The sequence below is a fragment of the Roseixanthobacter glucoisosaccharinicivorans genome (assembly GCF_043195095.2).
Classification (GTDB): domain Bacteria; phylum Pseudomonadota; class Alphaproteobacteria; order Rhizobiales; family Xanthobacteraceae; genus NCEH01.
This window is the reverse complement of sequence record NZ_CM195538.1, coordinates 3,006,636-3,022,182: the sequence shown is the minus strand read 5'-3', so window position 1 is coordinate 3,022,182 and position 15,547 is coordinate 3,006,636. Positions and strand designations below refer to the sequence as shown.

Sequence of the window (15,547 nt, the reverse complement as noted above, 5' to 3'; positions counted from 1 at the left end):
TTTGGTCTTACGCAGGTGGTCATAAAAGAATTTCAGGGAGTGCAATCAATGAAACGCCGTGAGTTCCTCACCGCCGCCGGCGCGGGTGTCGCCGCTTCCACCGCCATCGCCATGCCGGCGATCGCCCAGACCATGCCGGAAGTGAAGTGGCGCTGCACCTCGTCCTTCCCCAAATCCCTCGACACCATCTACGGCGCGGCCGAGCTGATGGCGAAATCGGTGGCGGAAGCGACCGACGGAAAGTTCCAGATCCAGGTTTTCGCTGCCGGCGAAATCGTCCCCGGCCTGCAGGCGCTTGACGCCACGCAGAACAAGACCGTCGAGATGTGCCACACGGCCTCTTACTACTACGTCGGCAAGGATCCCACCTTCGCGTTCGGCTCGGCCTTTCCGTTCGGCCTCAACGCCCGCATGATCAATGCCTGGTTCTACCATGGTGGTGGCCTGGAGCTGCTCAACGAATTCTACAAGAAGTATAACGTCTACATGCTCCCGGGTGGCAACACCGGCGGGCAGATGGGTGGCTGGTTCCGTAAGGAAATCAAGACGGTCCAGGATCTCCAGGGTCTCAAGATGCGCATCGCCGGCATCGCCGGCCAGATCATGGCCAAGCTCGGCGTCGTGCCGCAGCAGCTGGCCGGCGGCGACATCTATCCCGCGCTGGAAAAGGGCACCATCGACGCCGCCGAATGGGTCGGCCCCTATGACGATGAGAAGCTCGGTCTTCAGAAGGTCGCGCAATATTATTATTATCCCGGCTGGTGGGAAGGCTGCGCTTCGCTGACCTTCTTCTACAACCAGGAAAAGTGGAACGAACTGCCCAAGAATTACCAGGCGGTTCTGCGCTCCACCGCCGCCCAGGCCAATGTCGACATGCTTGCGAATTACGACGCCAAGAACCCCAAGGCGGTTCAGAGCCTCGTGAAGGCCGGCGCCCAGCTGCGTCGCTTCCCCAATGAGATGATGGACGCCTGCTACAAGGCGGCTCAGGAACTCTATGAGGAAATCGGCGCCAAGAACCCGGACTTCAAGAAGGTCCACGACCACGCCAAGGCATTCCGCAACGAGGAATATCTGTGGTGGCAGATCGTCGAATATACCTATGACGACTATATGGTGCGTGCCCGCACCCGCGGCTGATTCAAAACGTATCTGGACATAAGAGAACGCCCGGAATGCGCTGCATTCCGGGCGTTTTTACTTAACTAACGGCACTTAAGCCGCTCAGCGGGTGGCGCCCGGGGTGGCCTGGGTGCGGCCGCCTTCCTGGGCCGGACCCTTGTGCGGATCCTGGCCAGCGGCGGTGCCGCTGCGCGGGGTGATGGAGCCGGTGCTGTCGATCACGCCGCCGCTGGTGCTGCTACCGCCCGGGGTCGCCTGAGCGCGGCCGCCCTGCTGCGCGGGGCCGGAATGGGGATCACCGGCGGTCGTCCCCGAGTGCGGGGTCGGGGCGGCAGCCTTGTCGTTGGGTGCGATCACGCCGGAACCGCTGGCGCCCGGAGTGGCCTGGGTGCGGCCGCCTTCCTGAGCCGGACCCTTGTGCGGATCCTGTCCGGCTGCGGTTCCGCTCATCTGGGCGGAAGCGCCCATGGTCGAGAGGGCCAGGAACGCTGCCGTGGCCAGAGTGAGTTTACGCATGCTATGTTCTCCTTAAGTGAACTCCCACTGCGCACCCAACGCGAACTCGGCTAAGTGGTTCAATCACACAAAGTTTGAGCGCGAGCGCGGCGCTAGGCGGGAACCTTTCGCCGCTGCTTGATCTCGCTTCGCCGCCCGCCTAGTGTCCGCGCGCGTTCCTCGGGGAGCGCCTCGCGTGCTCAGAGGCCGCGGTGGGGCACGGGAAGCGGCGGGGGCCGCCGCCCGCGAGCCGCGCTGCCGCCGCAGTCAGAACGATGCCATGATCGATCCCGCGCTTCCGTCCCATATGCGGCCCGACCGGTCCTTCCAGGGCCTCCTGCTGGCGCTCCAGCGCTTCTGGGCGGACCAGGGCTGCGTGGTGCTGCAGCCCTATGACATGGAAGTCGGCGCCGGCACCTTCCATCCCGCCACCACGCTGCGGGCGCTCGGCCCCAAGCATTGGCGCGCCGCCTATGTGCAGCCCTCGCGCCGCCCCAAGGACGGGCGCTATGGCGAGAACCCCAACCGGCTGCAGCATTATTACCAGTTCCAGGTGATCTTGAAGCCGTCGCCCGACAACCTCCAGGACCTCTATCTGCGCTCGCTCGCCGCCATCGGCATCGACACCACCCTGCATGACGTGCGCTTTGTCGAGGACGATTGGGAGAGCCCGACGCTCGGCGCCTGGGGCCTCGGCTGGGAATGCTGGTGCGACGGTATGGAAGTCTCGCAATTCACCTATTTCCAGCAGGTGGCGGGCTTCGAATGCGCCCCGGTCTCCGGTGAGTTGACCTATGGCCTGGAGCGCCTCGCCATGTATGTGCAGGGCGTGGAAAACGTCTACGACCTGAACTTCAACGGCCGCGAGGGCGCCGAGAAGACCACTTATGGCGACGTGTTCTTGCAGGCGGAAAAGGAATATTCGCGCCATAATTTCGAATATGCCGACACCGACATGCTGTTCGAGCAGTTCAAGATGGCGGAAGCCGCGTGCGCGAAATATCTCGCGGACGGAGACGCGGGCGAGCGCCACCTCATGGCCCAGCCGGCCTATGACCAATGCATCAAGGCCTCGCACGTTTTCAACCTGCTGGACGCGCGCGGCGTGATATCGGTCACCGAACGGCAGAGCTATATCCTGCGGGTGCGCGAGCTCGCCAAGGGCTGCGGCGCGGCGTGGCTGAAGACCGAGGCCGGCGGCGCCACTGCCTGAGGCGCAAGGGGGCACCATGAGCGAGGCGATGCCCATGGAGTCGGCCGCGCCCGCGCCGGAAGGGCCCGCCACTCCCCACATGCTGGCGGCAGGGGCCGTGGGCAATTTCCTGGAATGGTATGATTTCGCCGCTTACGGTTTCCTCGCCAGCATTTTCGCGAAAAACTTCTTTCCTAATTCCTCCCCGGTCGTCGGCCTGCTCTCGGCGTTCGGCATTTTCGCCGCGTCCTTTCTCATGCGGCCGCTTGGTGCCGTCCTGTTCGGGCATATCGGCGATCGCTATGGCCGCCAGCGGGCGCTGTTTGTGTCTGCCGCGCTGATGACGGTCTCCACGGTCGCCATCGGCCTGCTGCCCACGTACGCCATGGTCGGCGTGGCGGCACCTGTGATGCTGCTGGTGCTGCGACTCGCGCAGGGCGTTTCCATCGGTGGCGAGTTCACCACCTCGGCGGTATTCCTGGCCGAGAACAGCGTGCCGCGCTGGCGCGGCCTGGTGACCTCGTTCTGCACCGTCGGCAGCAATGGCGGCACGCTGCTGGGCTCTGGCATCGGCGCGCTGACCGCCTCGTTCCTCACCCAGGACCAGTTGGTAGACTGGGGTTGGCGCATTCCGTTCCTGCTGGGCGTCGTGCTCGGTGCCTTCGCCTTGGCCGTGCGCAAATCCATGGCACAGGACACGGGCACGGCGGAAGCCGGGGAAGCACCGCCCATGGTGCGGGCGTTCCGGGAGGATTGGCGCGCGATCCTGCGGGCCAATTCCATGACCTTCCTCGTGGGCGTGATCTTCTATCTGATCTTCGTTTATCTCACGACCTACATGCAGCAGGTGGACCATCTCAGTGCGCGCGTGGCGCTCCAGATGAACACCGCCAACATGATGGTGACGCTGATCCTGTGCGTGGTCTTCGCCGCCCTCAGCGACCGCATCGGCCGCAAATGGGTGCTGGGCGCGGGCTTTCTTGGGATGATCGCATTTTCCTGGCCGCTGTTTCGCCTGCTGAGCAGCGCGGTGCCGCAGGACGTGTTCCTCGGGCAGATGGGCTTTGCGGTGCTGATCGCGCTCGGCGGCGGCACCATGCCGGCGACCCTGGTGGAGATGTTCGCCCACCGGACCCGTTGCTCGGCGGTGGCGATAAGCTGGAACCTCGGCATTGGGCTCGGCGGCGGAACGGCGCCCATCATTGCTGTGTTTCTTCAGGAGCAAATGGGCAGCGCCATGGCGCCCGCCCTCTATCTTATCCTGCTTGCGGCAATCGCGCTCGCCGGGCTTCTCACCATGGAAGATCGCGCCGGCCTGCCTCTGGATCGCGAACAGGTGGCCGCGCCATCTCGACGCGATCCGCGAAACCCTCTAGGCAACAGCCAGACCTGACTTCACTCCAGAAGGCGCCCGCGCGCCGCCCCCCGTCTTGCGGGAGGATGAGCCAAAGCCAATGCCCGATCTGCTCCTTGAATTGTTCAGCGAAGAAATCCCGGCCCGCATGCAGGCGCAGGCGGCGGAATCGCTTCGCAAGCTCGTCACCGATGCCCTGGTGGAACGTGGCCTGCTCTATGAGGGCGCGAAAGCCTTCGTGACGCCACGCCGCCTTGCGCTCGCCGTGCACGGCCTGCCAGGCCGGCAGAGCGATACGCGCGAGGAGAAGAAGGGCCCCCGCGTCGGCGCGCCGGAGGGGGCCATCCAGGGCTTTCTGAAGAGCGCGGGCCTTGCCTCCATCGAGCAGGCGAGTATTCAGAGCGACCCCAAGAAGGGCGATTTCTACGTCGCGGTGGTGGAGCGGCCGGGCCGGCCGACCACCGAGGTGATCGCTGAGATCGTGCCGCAGATCGTGCGCAGCTTCCCCTGGCCGAAATCCATGCGCTGGGGCTCGGGCAGCCTGCGCTGGGTGCGGCCGCTGCATTCCATCCTGTGCACCTTCGGCACCGAGGTCGAAGACCCGGAGGTGGTGCATTTCGAGATCGACGGCATCGTCTCCTCCGACATCACCCACGGCCATCGCTTCCTGGCCCCGGCGCCCATCAAGGTGCGGCGGCTGGAGGATTATCTCGCCAAGCTGGAGGCCGCCAAGGTGGTGGTCGACCGTGACCGCCGCAAGGACATCATCCTCGCCGACGCGAAGGACCTCGCACTGGTCCACGGGCTCGACCTCGTGGAGGACGAAGCGCTGCTGGAGGAAGTGGCCGGTCTCGTGGAATGGCCCGTGGTGCTGATCGGTCAATTCGAGGAGGAGTTCCTCTCCATCCCCGACGAGGTGATCCGCGCCACCATCCGCGCCAACCAGAAGTGCTTCGTGCTGAAGGACCCGAAGACCGGGCGCCTCGCCAATCGCTTCATCCTGATTTCCAACATCGCCGCGAGCGACGGCGGCGGTGAGATCGTCGCCGGCAACGGGCGGGTGATCCGCGCCCGCCTGTCGGATGCGAAATTCTTCTGGGACACGGACCGCAAGGGCACGCTGGAAGGCCGCCTCGGCAAGTTCGATTCCGTCACCTTCCATGAAAAGCTCGGCAGCCAGGGCGCGCGCATTGCGCGTATCGCCCGTTTGGCCGCCGAGATCGCGCCGCAGGTGGGGGCCGATCCCGCGCTCGCCACGCGTGCCGCGCGGGTGGCGAAGGCCGACCTGCTGACGGAAGTGGTGGGCGAGTTCCCCGAGCTTCAGGGCTTGATGGGCCGCTATTATGCCCAGGGCGAGGGCCTGCCGGCCGAGATCGCCGCCGCGAGCGAGGATCATTACAAGCCACAGGGCCCCTCGGATCGCGTGCCTACCGCGCCGGTGTCCATCGCCGTCGCGCTGGCGGACAAGATCGACACGCTGGTCGGCTTCTGGGTCATCGACGAGAAGCCGACGGGCTCGAAGGATCCCTACGCGCTGCGCCGCGCCGCCCTGGGCGTCATCCGTATCGTGCTCGACAATAATCTGCGCCTGCCGCTGCTGCCGCTTCTGGTCTCGGCGACGCGGCCGATCCTCGGGGAGGCGCATTACGCCAGCCATCCGCACGACGTCTTCCGCGTGGGTGCGCTGGCCGACAAGGTGGTGAGCGACCTGCTCCAGGGCCTCGCCCGGCGGATCCTGAAGCTGGCGCCCGGCGCGGATGCGCAGACCATGGAGCGGGCGGAGGGACAGACCCTCTCCGGCGACGTGGCGCGCGACCTGCTCGCTTTCTTCGCCGAGCGGCTGAAAGTGCATCTGCGCGAGCGCGGCGCCCGCCACGATCTGGTGGACGCGGTGTTCGGCCTCGAGAACCAGGACGATCTTCTATTGATCGTGCGCCGCGTCGAGGCACTCCAGCGCTTCCTGGAGACCGAGGACGGCACCACCCTGCTGGCCGGCTATCGCCGCGCGGTGAACATCCTGCGCATCGAGGAGAAGAAGGACGGCGAGCGCTACGAGGGGCCGGCGGACGCCCGCTTCCTGGTGGAGCCGGCCGAGGAACGCCTCGCGGCCATGATCGAAACCGTCAAGCCGCAGGTGGTCGAGGCGGTGGCGCGGGAGGATTATGCAGCCGCCATGGCGGCGCTGGCCCATCTGCGTGGCCCGGTCGATACCTTCTTCGAGGCGGTGACGGTGAATGCGAGCGAGCCGCAATTGCGCATCAATCGCCTGAAGCTGCTGGATGAGATCCGCGCGTCCACGCGTGCGATCGCCGATTTTGACCGGATCGAGGGGTAATTCCCCGCCGATTGCGCCCCGCGCATCCTCCAATACCATCGGAAGCCGCCGTGCCTTGCGTAAAGCGGGAGCGCGGCGGTTGCCGTTTTGGTGGCTTTGTTTCGATTCGTCTTGCGCCCTCAGGATCAGCTCGCGTTTTCGTTTTCAGTTATCGCGTACTGTAATGACAGTTACGAGGGCATAACCTTCGCATTTACACATAAGTTATAGGTTTTAACTCGCGTTAATAGAAGTAAATAACACCTTTTTATTGTCCTTTAGGGAAATCTTCATCGCCGCCTGTCACGTTCGCCCAGGGTTGGGTTGAGTAATGGGTGAGCGTAGCAATGACCGATGCCTATCGGCCTAGGGTGAAATACGTGATCGGGCCCGATGGGAGCCCGTTGACCATCGCGGATCTGCCGCCGCCGGACACTCGACGCTGGGTGATACGGCGCAAGGCGGAAGTGGTGGCGGCGGTGCGCGGCGGGCTCATCAGCCTGGAAGAGGCGTGCAAGCGCTATACGCTTACGGTGGACGAGTTCCTCTCGTGGCAGGCTTCCATCGACCAGCACGGCTTGCCCGGCCTGCGCACCACGCGCATTCAGCATTATCGAAACTGAAATCCGGCGCCGCGGGGAAGCCGGGCTTCGCCGCGCGCCGGTTCAGGCCGGCGCGTGCGTGGCGATGAAATCGGCGAGGCGTGCGCCGCACGTCTCCGGTGGACCGACGTTTTCAAGCAGCAGATCGGGCTGAAGGTCGATCTGGGGCGCCCGCTCCAGGCGCTCGCGGATATCGTCCTCCGCTTCCCGCCCGCGCATGGCGAGGCGGGCGGCGCGCACCGCGACCGGCGCGCTCACATGCACAACGAACAGGCGGGAAAAGCGCTTGCGCGCCTCCGGCAAAGTGGCGCGTGAGCCGTTGGCCACCACCACGTCGCCCGCGCGCACCTGCGCCGCCACTTCCGCCCCGAGGGCGTAGGAGAGGCCGTGCGCCTGCCAGGCGAGGGCGAATTCGCCCTGCCGGGCGGCGAAATCTTCGACGCTCAGCGTGCCATGTTCTTCGCCCGCGCCTGCCGGGCGGGTCACCAGCCGGCGCGCGAAATGCACCCGTGCATTTCCGCGAAGACGTGCGCGCGCAAAGTCCAGCAGCGTGTCCTTGCCGGCGCCGGAGGGGCCGACCACCAGGATCAGCGCGCCCGGGCCGAGCGGCTGCGGCGCCTCGGCGATCGCGTCCTGCGTCAGGCTCATGCCACGCGCCGCCCCTCACGCCACACGGCGGTGGCGACCGGCAGTTCGCCCGCGAGGCGCACCCGCACCAGATCGGCCCGCTTGCCCGGCGCAATCTCGCCGCGATCGGTGAGGCTCGCGGCGGCGGCGGGTGTGCGCGTGACCATGGCGACGGCTTGCGGCAAGGTGATCTGGCTTTCGCGCTGGGTCAAATCAAAGGCAGCCCATAAAAGGCTAGACGGCACATAATCCGACGACAGGATATCGAGCAAGCCCGCCTGCGCCAGCGACTGAGCCGAGACATTGCCCGTGTGCGAGCCGCCACGCACCAGATTGGGTGCGCCCATCAGCACGCGAATGCCGGCGGCATGGGAGAGGCGGGCGGCATCATGGGTGGTGGGGAATTCGGCGATGGCGACGCCGTCGCCGATGGCTTCCTCCACATGGGCGTCTGTGCCATCGTCATGGCTCGCCAGCACGATGCCCCGCTCGCGCGCGATGGCAACCAGGCTGGCGCGATTCTCCCGCGCGAAGCGGCTATGGAACTCCAGGCGCGCCTTGACGATGATGTCCATCTCTTCGTCGGTGATGCCGCTCTTTTTCTTATAATAGCTGCGGAACTGGTCGATGGTGGCGAACTGGCGCTGACCTGGCGTGTGGTCCATCAGTGAGACGAGGCGCACGTCGTGCGCATCCATGATCGCCTGCGCTTCTTCCACCACCGTGTCAGTCGCCACCTCGCAGCGCAGATGGATCAAATGGTCGGCGCGCAGGGCGCCGGCCGCGCGGGCCTCGCCAAGGGCGGTGGCGAGCAAAGGCGCATCGCCATCCATGCCCACGGCGCGCCGGTCGGGCCATACGCGCAGGGAATCGAACACGGTGGTGATGCCCGAGGCGGCGATCTGCGCATCATGGGCGAGCACGGCGGCGACCGGATTCCAGCGCACCTTGGGACGGGGCGCGAGATGGCCTTCCACATGGTCGGTATGAAGTTCCACGAGGCCGGGCAGCAGGTAATCGCCCGCGAGATCCTCGGCGCCGGCTGGCACCGCGCCGGTACCGATCTCGGCGATCCGACCGTCACGCACGCGGACATGCCCATGCAGGACTTCGTCGGGCAGCACAACGCGGGCATTGGCGAAAACGCTTTCGCCGGTGGAATGAACGGACATGGCTGAGCCTTTTCATCGCATCGCCGCGCGCGGAGGCGCACTCCGGCGACAGGTGGAAGGGGGACCGCGCCTAATGCGCGGCGGAGAAACCGGAGACGTCCACCACCAGATCGGCCACCGCCTCGCGCACCTCGCCATCGTGGAAGATGCCGAGCATGCCGACGCCCTCGGCCTTCTTCTCGCGGATCAGCTCGATGACCACGGCGCGGTTGGCGGCGTCGAGGGATGCGGTGGGTTCGTCCAGCAACAGGAGGCCCTGGGCGCCGATGAAGCCGCGGGCGATGTTCACCCGCTGCTGCTCGCCGCCGGAAAAGGTCGCGGGCGGCAAGCCCCAGAGCCGTTCGGGCAGATTGAGGCGGGCGAGCAGGGTGCGCGCCCGCGCCAGCGCGGCCGGCGCCTCCACGCCCTCGGCGCGCAGCGGCTCGGCCACCACGTCCAGGGTGGAGACGCGGGGAATGACCCGCAGGAACTGGCTGACATAGCCGATGCGTTCGCGCCGCAACCGCAGCATCCGGCGCGGCGCGGCGCGGGCCACGTCGACCTGCTCGGCGCCGTCGGCGATCAGGATCGCGCCGGCATCGGTGCGGTAATTGCCGAACACCATCTTCAGGATGGAGCTTTTTCCGGCGCCCGAGGGGCCGCCGAGCGCGACGCAGGTGCCGGCCCGCACTTCAAAGCTCACGCCCTCCACCACCGGCAGGCGCATGCCGTCGCGCAGATGCAGCGTGAACGCTTTGGAGAGACCCTTCACCTGCAAAAGCGGAACGGCCCGTGTGTGGACGTCGTCGGCAGCCGGCGTGGGAGAGATGTGGGTGTTCATCGCGAGGCTCCTTATGCCGCCAGCACGGAGGAGACGAGCAGCTGGGTATAGGGCTCGCGCGGGTCGTCGAGCACCTGATCCGTCAGCCCCTCCTCGATCACCCGGCCGTGGCGCATCACCAGGATGCGGTGGGAGAGGAGGCGGGCCACGGCGAGATCGTGGGTGACGATGATCACCGCCAGGCCAAGGTCGGCCACCAGCGAGCGCACCAAATCCAGCAGACGCGCCTGCACGGAAACATCGAGGCCGCCCGTGGGCTCGTCCATGAACACGAGGCGCGGGCGGGTGACGAGATTGCGGGCGATCTGCAGGCGCTGGCGCATGCCGCCGGAGAAGGTGCGCGGATCGTCGTCCATGCGGTCGCGCGCGATCTCGACCCGGTCGAGCCAGTCGCCCGCCTCGTCGCGGATCTCGCCATAGTGCCGCCAGCCGACCGCCATCAGCCGTTCGCCCACATTGCCGCCGGCCGAGACCGCCATGCGCAGGCCCTGTTCGGCGTGCTGGCGCACGAAGCCCCAATCGGTGCGCAGCAAAAGCCGCCGCTCGGCCTCGGAGAGATCGGCGAGGCCCCGCATGACGCCGTCGCGCATGCGGTAGGAGACGGTGCCTGCGCTCGGGTCCAATTCGGTGGAGAGCAGGCCGAGCAGCGTCGACTTGCCCGAGCCGGATTCCCCGACGATGGCCACCACCTCGCCGGGATGGACGTCGAGGTCCACATCGCGGCAGCCGAGGCGGGCGCCGTAGAATTTCGTCAGGCCGCGCGCGGAAAGCAGCGGCTGATCCTCGTCCGCAAGGGCGCTCATGCATCCTCTCCCGCAAGCTCGATATGGAAGCTGAAGCCGTGGCGCGCAAAGCCGAGCTGCTCGTAGAAGGCGTGGGCGCGTTCGCGCTTCTGGTTGGAGGAGAGGACGAGCTTGTAGCAGCCCTTCTCCGCCGCATGGGCCATGGCGACGCGCATCATCTCGCGCCCGATGCCGGCGCCCTGCATGTGGGGCGCAACCACCACGTCCTCGACGATCGCCGAGGGCGCGCCGAGATGGCCGAGATTGATCATGATGAGCAGGGCGAACGTGCCCACCACCACGCCGCCGGCCTCCGCGACATAGAGCTTATAGTCGGGATAGTCGCTGAAGCGGCGGAACAGGGCCGTGGCGTCCTCCAACGGCAGCATGGCGCCATCGTCCATGCCCGGTTGGGCATAGAGCGCCAGCACCGCCGGCAGGTCCGCTTCGGTGGCGTGGCGCACCGTGAGAGTGGGGGCGTCGAGCACGCTCATGCGGCGTCCTCCGCCGGTGCGCCCGGCACCGGTACGCCGTCCACGGGCACGCCGAGCTCACCCACATGTCCGGCGTCGCGCCGCTCGGCGCAATAATCCGTGTCCGAGCACACGAACATGCGCCCGCCCTTGTCGTCGAGCACCACCTCGTCGAGATAGACCCCCTGCGCGCCGCACAGGGCGCAGGGCTTCGCGAAATGCTGCACCGTGAAGGGATGGTCCTTGAAATCCAGCGACACCACGCGGGTATGCGGGGGAAGCGCATAGATGCGCTGCTCGCGTCCGGCGCCGAACAGCTGGAGCGCCGGGCTGTCGTTCAGCTTGGGATTGTCGAACTTCGGGATCGGTGAGGGATCCATCACATAGCGGCCCGACACCGACACCGGATAGGCATAGGTGGTGGCGATATGGCCGTGGCGGGCGATGTCCTCATAGAGCTTCACATGCATCAGGCCGTAATCGGCGAGGCCGTGCAGCTTGCGGGTCTCGCTCTCGCGCGGCTCCAAAAACCGCAGCGGCTCGGGAATCGGCACCTGATAGACCAGCACCTGCCCGGCGTGGAGCGGGGCCTCGGGCACGCGGTGGCGCGTTTGGATGATGGTGGCATCCTGCGTGCGCGTGGTGGTGGCGACGCCGGCCGTGGTCTCGAAGAAGCCCCGGATGGCGACCGCGTTCGTCGTGTCGTCCGAGCCCTGGTCGATCACTTTCAGCACGTCGTCCGGCCCGAGGATGGAGGCGGTGACCTGCACGCCGCCGGTGCCCCAGCCGTAGGGCATGGGCATCTCGCGGCTGGCGAACGGCACCTGATAGCCGGGAATGGCGATGGCTTTCAGGATCGCCCGGCGGATCATCCGCTTGGTCTGTTCGTCCAGATAGGCGAAATTATAGGTGATGGCCGGCATCTGGCTCATTTTTTGTTTCTCCCAGCTTTGGAAATTTTACCAATTTCCTTGCTGTCGAAATGATATAGCCAAAGGTCTACTTCCTGAGGTGTCCTGCCGGCCATATTGGAAATTATTCTGATTGTTCTCAGATAAATATCCCAATCTTCAATTTTAATAGTTGCTTTTGAAGATTCGAAACCTTGCATATTAAAATGGTGTAGAGCTCTCCAAGCTCTGACGTCGATGACGCCATACTGCTCCGGCCTAGTCCATGCCAGGACAGCGGAAGCCACGCCAGGGCCGACACCATTCAGAGCGCATAATATGCGAAGCTTCGTGGTCTCATTATCTTCCGAGAACGCAAATCTGGTTATCTTTTCAATGGCACCTTTTTCATTGGAGTAAACGAGCTTTGGTCGTCGCGCGCTCTTAATTTTTGCGATTTCAAAAAGATCAGATTCGGTCAATTGGCTTTGATTTCTTATATTTCGGTCTAAAAATTTCTTTAATTTAAAATCTTCGGCACCTACGTATTCGAAAAATTCGGGACGGTTTTCTATTTGTTCCAGAAGGTGCCTGTAGTGCGTGTTCATTCCGCGGCCTCCTTCTGCGTGGCGGCCTCGGAATGCTCGACGCGCATGCGGCGCACCAGGTCCAGCTCGGCCTGGAAATCCACGTAATGCGGCAGTTTCAGATGCTCGACGAAGCCGGTCGCCTGCACGTTGTCGGAATGGGAGAGCACGAATTCCGCATCCTGGGCCGGGGCGGATTTCTCCTCGCCCAGCTCGGCATGACGCAGGGCGCGTTCCACCAGCGCCATGGACATGGCCTTGCGCTCGCTCTGGCCGAACACGAGGCCGTAGCCGCGCGTGAATTGCGGCGGCACCTGCGCCGAGCCGTGGAATTGGGTCACCATCTGGCATTCGGTGAGACTGATTTCGCCGAGCGGAACGGCAAACCCAAGTTCCTCCACGAACATGCTCACCTCCACCTCGCCCATGCGCACCTCGCCGACGAACGGATGGGTGCGGGCATAGCCGCGCTGGGTGGAATAGCCGAGCGCCAGCAGGAAGCCTTCATCGCCTCGCGCGAGATTCTGGAGGCGCACCGAACGGTCGGCGGGGAAGGAGAGCGGCGCGCGGGTGATGTCGCCGGGCTCGGTGCCGTCGTCGGGCGGGGAAGCTTCGATCAGTCCTTCATCGCCGAGCAGATCGGTCACGCGGGCCATCGCCACCGGCGGATTGGCCGGCGCCACCGAAGGCGCAATCGGCGTCGCAGCCTGTTCATTCGCCGGGGTGGCGGCGAAGGTGGCGAGGTTCGGATCCAGCAGGCGATGGGTATAGTCGAAGGTCGGCCCCAGCACCTGCCCGCCGGGCAGGTCCTTGAAGGTGGCCGACACGCGGCGGCGCACGCGCATGGCTCCGGTTTCCACCGGCTGGGCATAGCCGAAGCGGGGCAGGGTGGTGCGGAACGCGCGCACCAGGAAGATCGCCTCGATCACGTCGCCCCGGGCCTGCTTGAGGGCCAGCGCGGCGAGGCTGCGATCATAGAGGGCGCCCTCGGCCATGACGCGGTCCACGGCCAGGGTGAGTTGTTCGGCGATCTGGTCGATGCCGATTTCCGGCACGCCGGGATTGCCGCGCCGGGTCTCGGCGAGCAGGGCATGGGCGTTGCGGATGGCGGTTTCGCCGCCCTTGACGGCCACATACATGGCTCAGGCCTCCCCGATGACGCGCGCCGAGCGCGGCAAGCCGAGCACGGCTCCCGGCGCGACGAGGATGAGGTCCACGCCCAGCGGAAACAGCTGCCGGTTGGCGGCGAGGCGGGCGGAAAAATCGGCGGGCAGCGGCGCGGCCGCAAAGCCCAGGCGGGTCTCGATGCCCGGCCCCTCCAGCAGGGTCGGGCCTTCGCCCAGTGTCTCCACCTGCACCACGAGCGTGGTGGACCGGTCGGGATAATCCGGCTCGCCGAGGGCGAAGCGCGCGAAGTCGGGCAGGGCCGCCCCATCGGCGATCAGGGCGAAGCGGCTCGCTGCGGGCGTCTCGACCAGCGGTGCGGAGGTATGGAAGCGCAGGAAGGCCGCGACCGCGGGCGCCGCGGCCAGGGCCGGATCCAGCCATGCCGGGGTTTCATAATCCAGCAGGGCCAGGGCGATGGCGGCCATCTCGGGCGAGAGCGGGGCGGGCGGAGCGAGCCGGGCGTTCAGCGGCACCGGGCGGCCGGGACGGGCGAGCGCCCACATCACCGCCTTGAAAACCTCCTGCGCCTCGCGCGGGGCGTCGGCGAAGCCGGGCGCCAATGCTGTGGCGGGCATCAATCTTCTCCCCGGACCATGGTGAAGAAATTCACTTTGGTCGCTTCGGTCTTGGCGGCGCCCTGCGTCACTTCATCGTCAAGGCGGCGGCGTACATCGGTAAGAGCCAGTTCGACGGCGCCGCGCAGGGCTTCGTCCTGCCAGAGGGCATCGAGGATGGCGGCGGCTCGTGCGCGCTCTGGCTCGCGCCCGAGCATGTAGGAGACACCCGTGGCCCCCGCTTCGAGTTGCACCGCCGCACGTGTCACGGTGGCCTCGCCCAGGTTGAAGGGCGCGCCATCCCCGCCGACGCGGCCGCGCAGCATGGCGAGGCCGGTGTCCGGCGCCCGCAAGTTTCGCATGGGAGGCAAGGGCGCGAATCGCTCCACGGCGGCTTCGAGCTCTTCTTGGGTGGCACGCGAAAGAAGGCGCATCATCTCGATGCGGCGGGCGGTCGCGTCATCCGGGCTGTCGTTCATTGCGCTCGATCCTCGGGTCAGGTGCAGCGCGATCTGCCAGTTGGAGGTATCGTGTTGTGTTTCTGGAAATGCTTTGTATAGTGATGTATACAAATAAGCAAGGCACGCGGGCAAAGCGGGCGCAAAAATGATGGGAACGGTGACGACCATGGACGAAATGGGTCACGCTGCGATGACAGATGCGGTGGATGTGGATGTGAAGCGCGGATCGGGGATCGCGCTGTGGAAACAGATCGCCGAGCGCCTGGAGGGCGAGATCGCCGCCGGCGTGCATGCGCCGGGCGCGCGGCTGCCGGTGGAGGCGGACCTTGCCCTGCGTTTCGGCGTCAACCGCCACACGGTGCGGCGCGCCTTGGCGGTTCTGACGGAACAGGGGATGATCGAGGCCACAGCCGGGCGCGGCACCTTCGTCAAGGATGCCCCGCTGCGCTATCCCATCGGCACGCGCACCCGCTTCTGCGAGATCGTGTCCGCCAATGGGCGCGAGCCATTCGGCCGCTGCCTCGGCTCGGCGGTCGAGCCGGCGAGCCGCGAGGTGGCGCAGGCGCTTGAAATTCCCGAAGGCACGGCGGTGCTCGTCATCGAGACCATCCATGAAGCCGACGGCGTGCCGATTTCCTGCGGGCGGGCTTATTTTCCGCAGTCCCGCTGCCGCGACCTGGACCTCGTCTATGCCGCCACCGGGTCCTTGACGCGGGCGCTGTCCACCATCGGCATTCTCGATTTCCGCCGTCGCGAGACCCGCGTTTCCGCCCGGCCGGCGAACGAGACCGAGCAGGAACGCTTGTCGCTGAGCCCTGGGCGGGCTGTGATGGTGGTGGAACGGGTGGATGTGGAAGCCAACGGCACGCCCCTGCAATGGGGCCGCTCCAGCTTCGCCGCCGACCGGGTCCAGCTCGTCATCAGGCCCTGAGAGC

General features: G+C 66.0%; 17 protein-coding genes. 6 read left to right on the top strand and 11 right to left on the bottom strand.

Going from position 1 to position 15,547, the window contains the following annotated elements; genetic code table 11:
* The first annotated feature begins 48 nt into the window (after positions 1-48).
* Complete coding sequence (locus V5F78_RS13995) at positions 49-1,140, top strand: TRAP transporter substrate-binding protein (RefSeq protein WP_394072187.1); 1,092 nt, start codon at positions 49-51, stop codon at positions 1,138-1,140.
* An 84-nt stretch (positions 1,141-1,224) separates the two neighbouring features.
* Here V5F78_RS13995 and V5F78_RS13990 read toward each other — a convergent pair whose 3' ends face one another.
* Positions 1,225-1,638, bottom strand: coding sequence for a hypothetical protein (locus tag V5F78_RS13990; RefSeq protein WP_394072185.1), 414 nt, complete (start codon positions 1,636-1,638; stop codon positions 1,225-1,227).
* A 262-nt stretch (positions 1,639-1,900) separates the two neighbouring features.
* Here V5F78_RS13990 and V5F78_RS13985 point away from each other — a divergent pair, with 262 nt between their 5' ends.
* From V5F78_RS13985 to sciP, 4 genes are all read left to right on the top strand, one after another.
* Positions 1,901-2,830 (top strand): glycine--tRNA ligase subunit alpha, encoded by a 930-nt coding sequence (locus V5F78_RS13985; RefSeq protein WP_394072243.1) that lies wholly within the window; start codon positions 1,901-1,903, stop codon positions 2,828-2,830.
* A 16-nt stretch (positions 2,831-2,846) separates the two neighbouring features.
* Positions 2,847-4,202: an MFS transporter gene (locus tag V5F78_RS13980; RefSeq protein ID WP_394072183.1), complete on the top strand. Its 1,356-nt coding sequence runs from the start codon at positions 2,847-2,849 to the stop codon at positions 4,200-4,202.
* A gap of 61 nt (positions 4,203-4,263) precedes the next feature.
* Positions 4,264-6,498, top strand: coding sequence for a glycine--tRNA ligase subunit beta (gene glyS / locus V5F78_RS13975; RefSeq protein WP_394072181.1), 2,235 nt, complete (start codon positions 4,264-4,266; stop codon positions 6,496-6,498).
* 326 nt (positions 6,499-6,824) lie between these two features.
* Entirely contained in the window at positions 6,825-7,100 is a 276-nt protein-coding gene (sciP, locus tag V5F78_RS13970; RefSeq protein ID WP_348847339.1) for a CtrA inhibitor SciP, read from the top strand.
* A gap of 42 nt (positions 7,101-7,142) precedes the next feature.
* On the opposite strand, the gene phnN is transcribed toward sciP, so the two are convergent.
* The 10 genes from phnN to phnG all read right to left on the bottom strand — a co-directional run bounded on the left by phnN (position 7,143) and on the right by phnG (position 14,780).
* On the bottom strand, positions 7,143-7,727 hold the full coding sequence (gene phnN / locus V5F78_RS13965) for a phosphonate metabolism protein/1,5-bisphosphokinase (PRPP-forming) PhnN (RefSeq protein ID WP_394072179.1): 585 nt from the start codon (positions 7,725-7,727) through the stop codon (positions 7,143-7,145).
* Entirely contained in the window at positions 7,724-8,878 is a 1,155-nt protein-coding gene (locus V5F78_RS13960; RefSeq protein WP_394072177.1) for an alpha-D-ribose 1-methylphosphonate 5-triphosphate diphosphatase, read from the bottom strand. Before V5F78_RS13960 ends, phnN begins: the two co-directional genes overlap by 4 nt.
* A gap of 70 nt (positions 8,879-8,948) precedes the next feature.
* A complete protein-coding gene (gene phnL / locus V5F78_RS13955) occupies positions 8,949-9,698 on the bottom strand; it encodes a phosphonate C-P lyase system protein PhnL (RefSeq protein ID WP_394072175.1) in 750 nt (249 codons plus the stop codon).
* Positions 9,699-9,709: 11 nt separating this feature from the next.
* On the bottom strand, positions 9,710-10,501 hold the full coding sequence (phnK, locus tag V5F78_RS13950; protein ID WP_394072173.1) for a phosphonate C-P lyase system protein PhnK: 792 nt from the start codon (positions 10,499-10,501) through the stop codon (positions 9,710-9,712).
* Positions 10,498-10,974 (bottom strand): GNAT family N-acetyltransferase, encoded by a 477-nt coding sequence (locus V5F78_RS13945; protein ID WP_394072171.1) that lies wholly within the window; start codon positions 10,972-10,974, stop codon positions 10,498-10,500. Before V5F78_RS13945 ends, phnK begins: the two co-directional genes overlap by 4 nt.
* Positions 10,971-11,876, bottom strand: coding sequence for an alpha-D-ribose 1-methylphosphonate 5-phosphate C-P-lyase PhnJ (locus tag V5F78_RS13940; RefSeq protein ID WP_394072241.1), 906 nt, complete (start codon positions 11,874-11,876; stop codon positions 10,971-10,973). The genes V5F78_RS13945 and V5F78_RS13940 overlap by 4 nt, the downstream gene beginning before the upstream one ends.
* A 5-nt stretch (positions 11,877-11,881) precedes the next feature.
* Positions 11,882-12,451 (bottom strand): hypothetical protein, encoded by a 570-nt coding sequence (locus V5F78_RS13935; protein WP_394072169.1) that lies wholly within the window; start codon positions 12,449-12,451, stop codon positions 11,882-11,884.
* Positions 12,448-13,569: a carbon-phosphorus lyase complex subunit gene (locus V5F78_RS13930; protein WP_394072167.1), complete on the bottom strand. Its 1,122-nt coding sequence runs from the start codon at positions 13,567-13,569 to the stop codon at positions 12,448-12,450. Before V5F78_RS13930 ends, V5F78_RS13935 begins: the two co-directional genes overlap by 4 nt.
* Positions 13,570-13,572: 3 nt before the next feature.
* Complete coding sequence (phnH, locus tag V5F78_RS13925; protein ID WP_394072165.1) at positions 13,573-14,172, bottom strand: phosphonate C-P lyase system protein PhnH; 600 nt, start codon at positions 14,170-14,172, stop codon at positions 13,573-13,575.
* Complete coding sequence (gene phnG / locus V5F78_RS13920; protein WP_394072163.1) at positions 14,172-14,780, bottom strand: phosphonate C-P lyase system protein PhnG; 609 nt, start codon at positions 14,778-14,780, stop codon at positions 14,172-14,174. The genes phnH and phnG overlap by 1 nt, the downstream gene beginning before the upstream one ends.
* Between phnG and phnF the strand changes: the two genes are divergently transcribed.
* The gene (gene phnF, locus V5F78_RS13915; protein ID WP_394072161.1) at positions 14,779-15,543 is read left to right on the top strand and encodes a phosphonate metabolism transcriptional regulator PhnF; all 765 of its coding nucleotides are present in this window, start codon (positions 14,779-14,781) and stop codon (positions 15,541-15,543) included. The genes phnG and phnF overlap by 2 nt on opposite strands.
* The last annotated feature ends 4 nt before the right edge of the window (positions 15,544-15,547 follow it).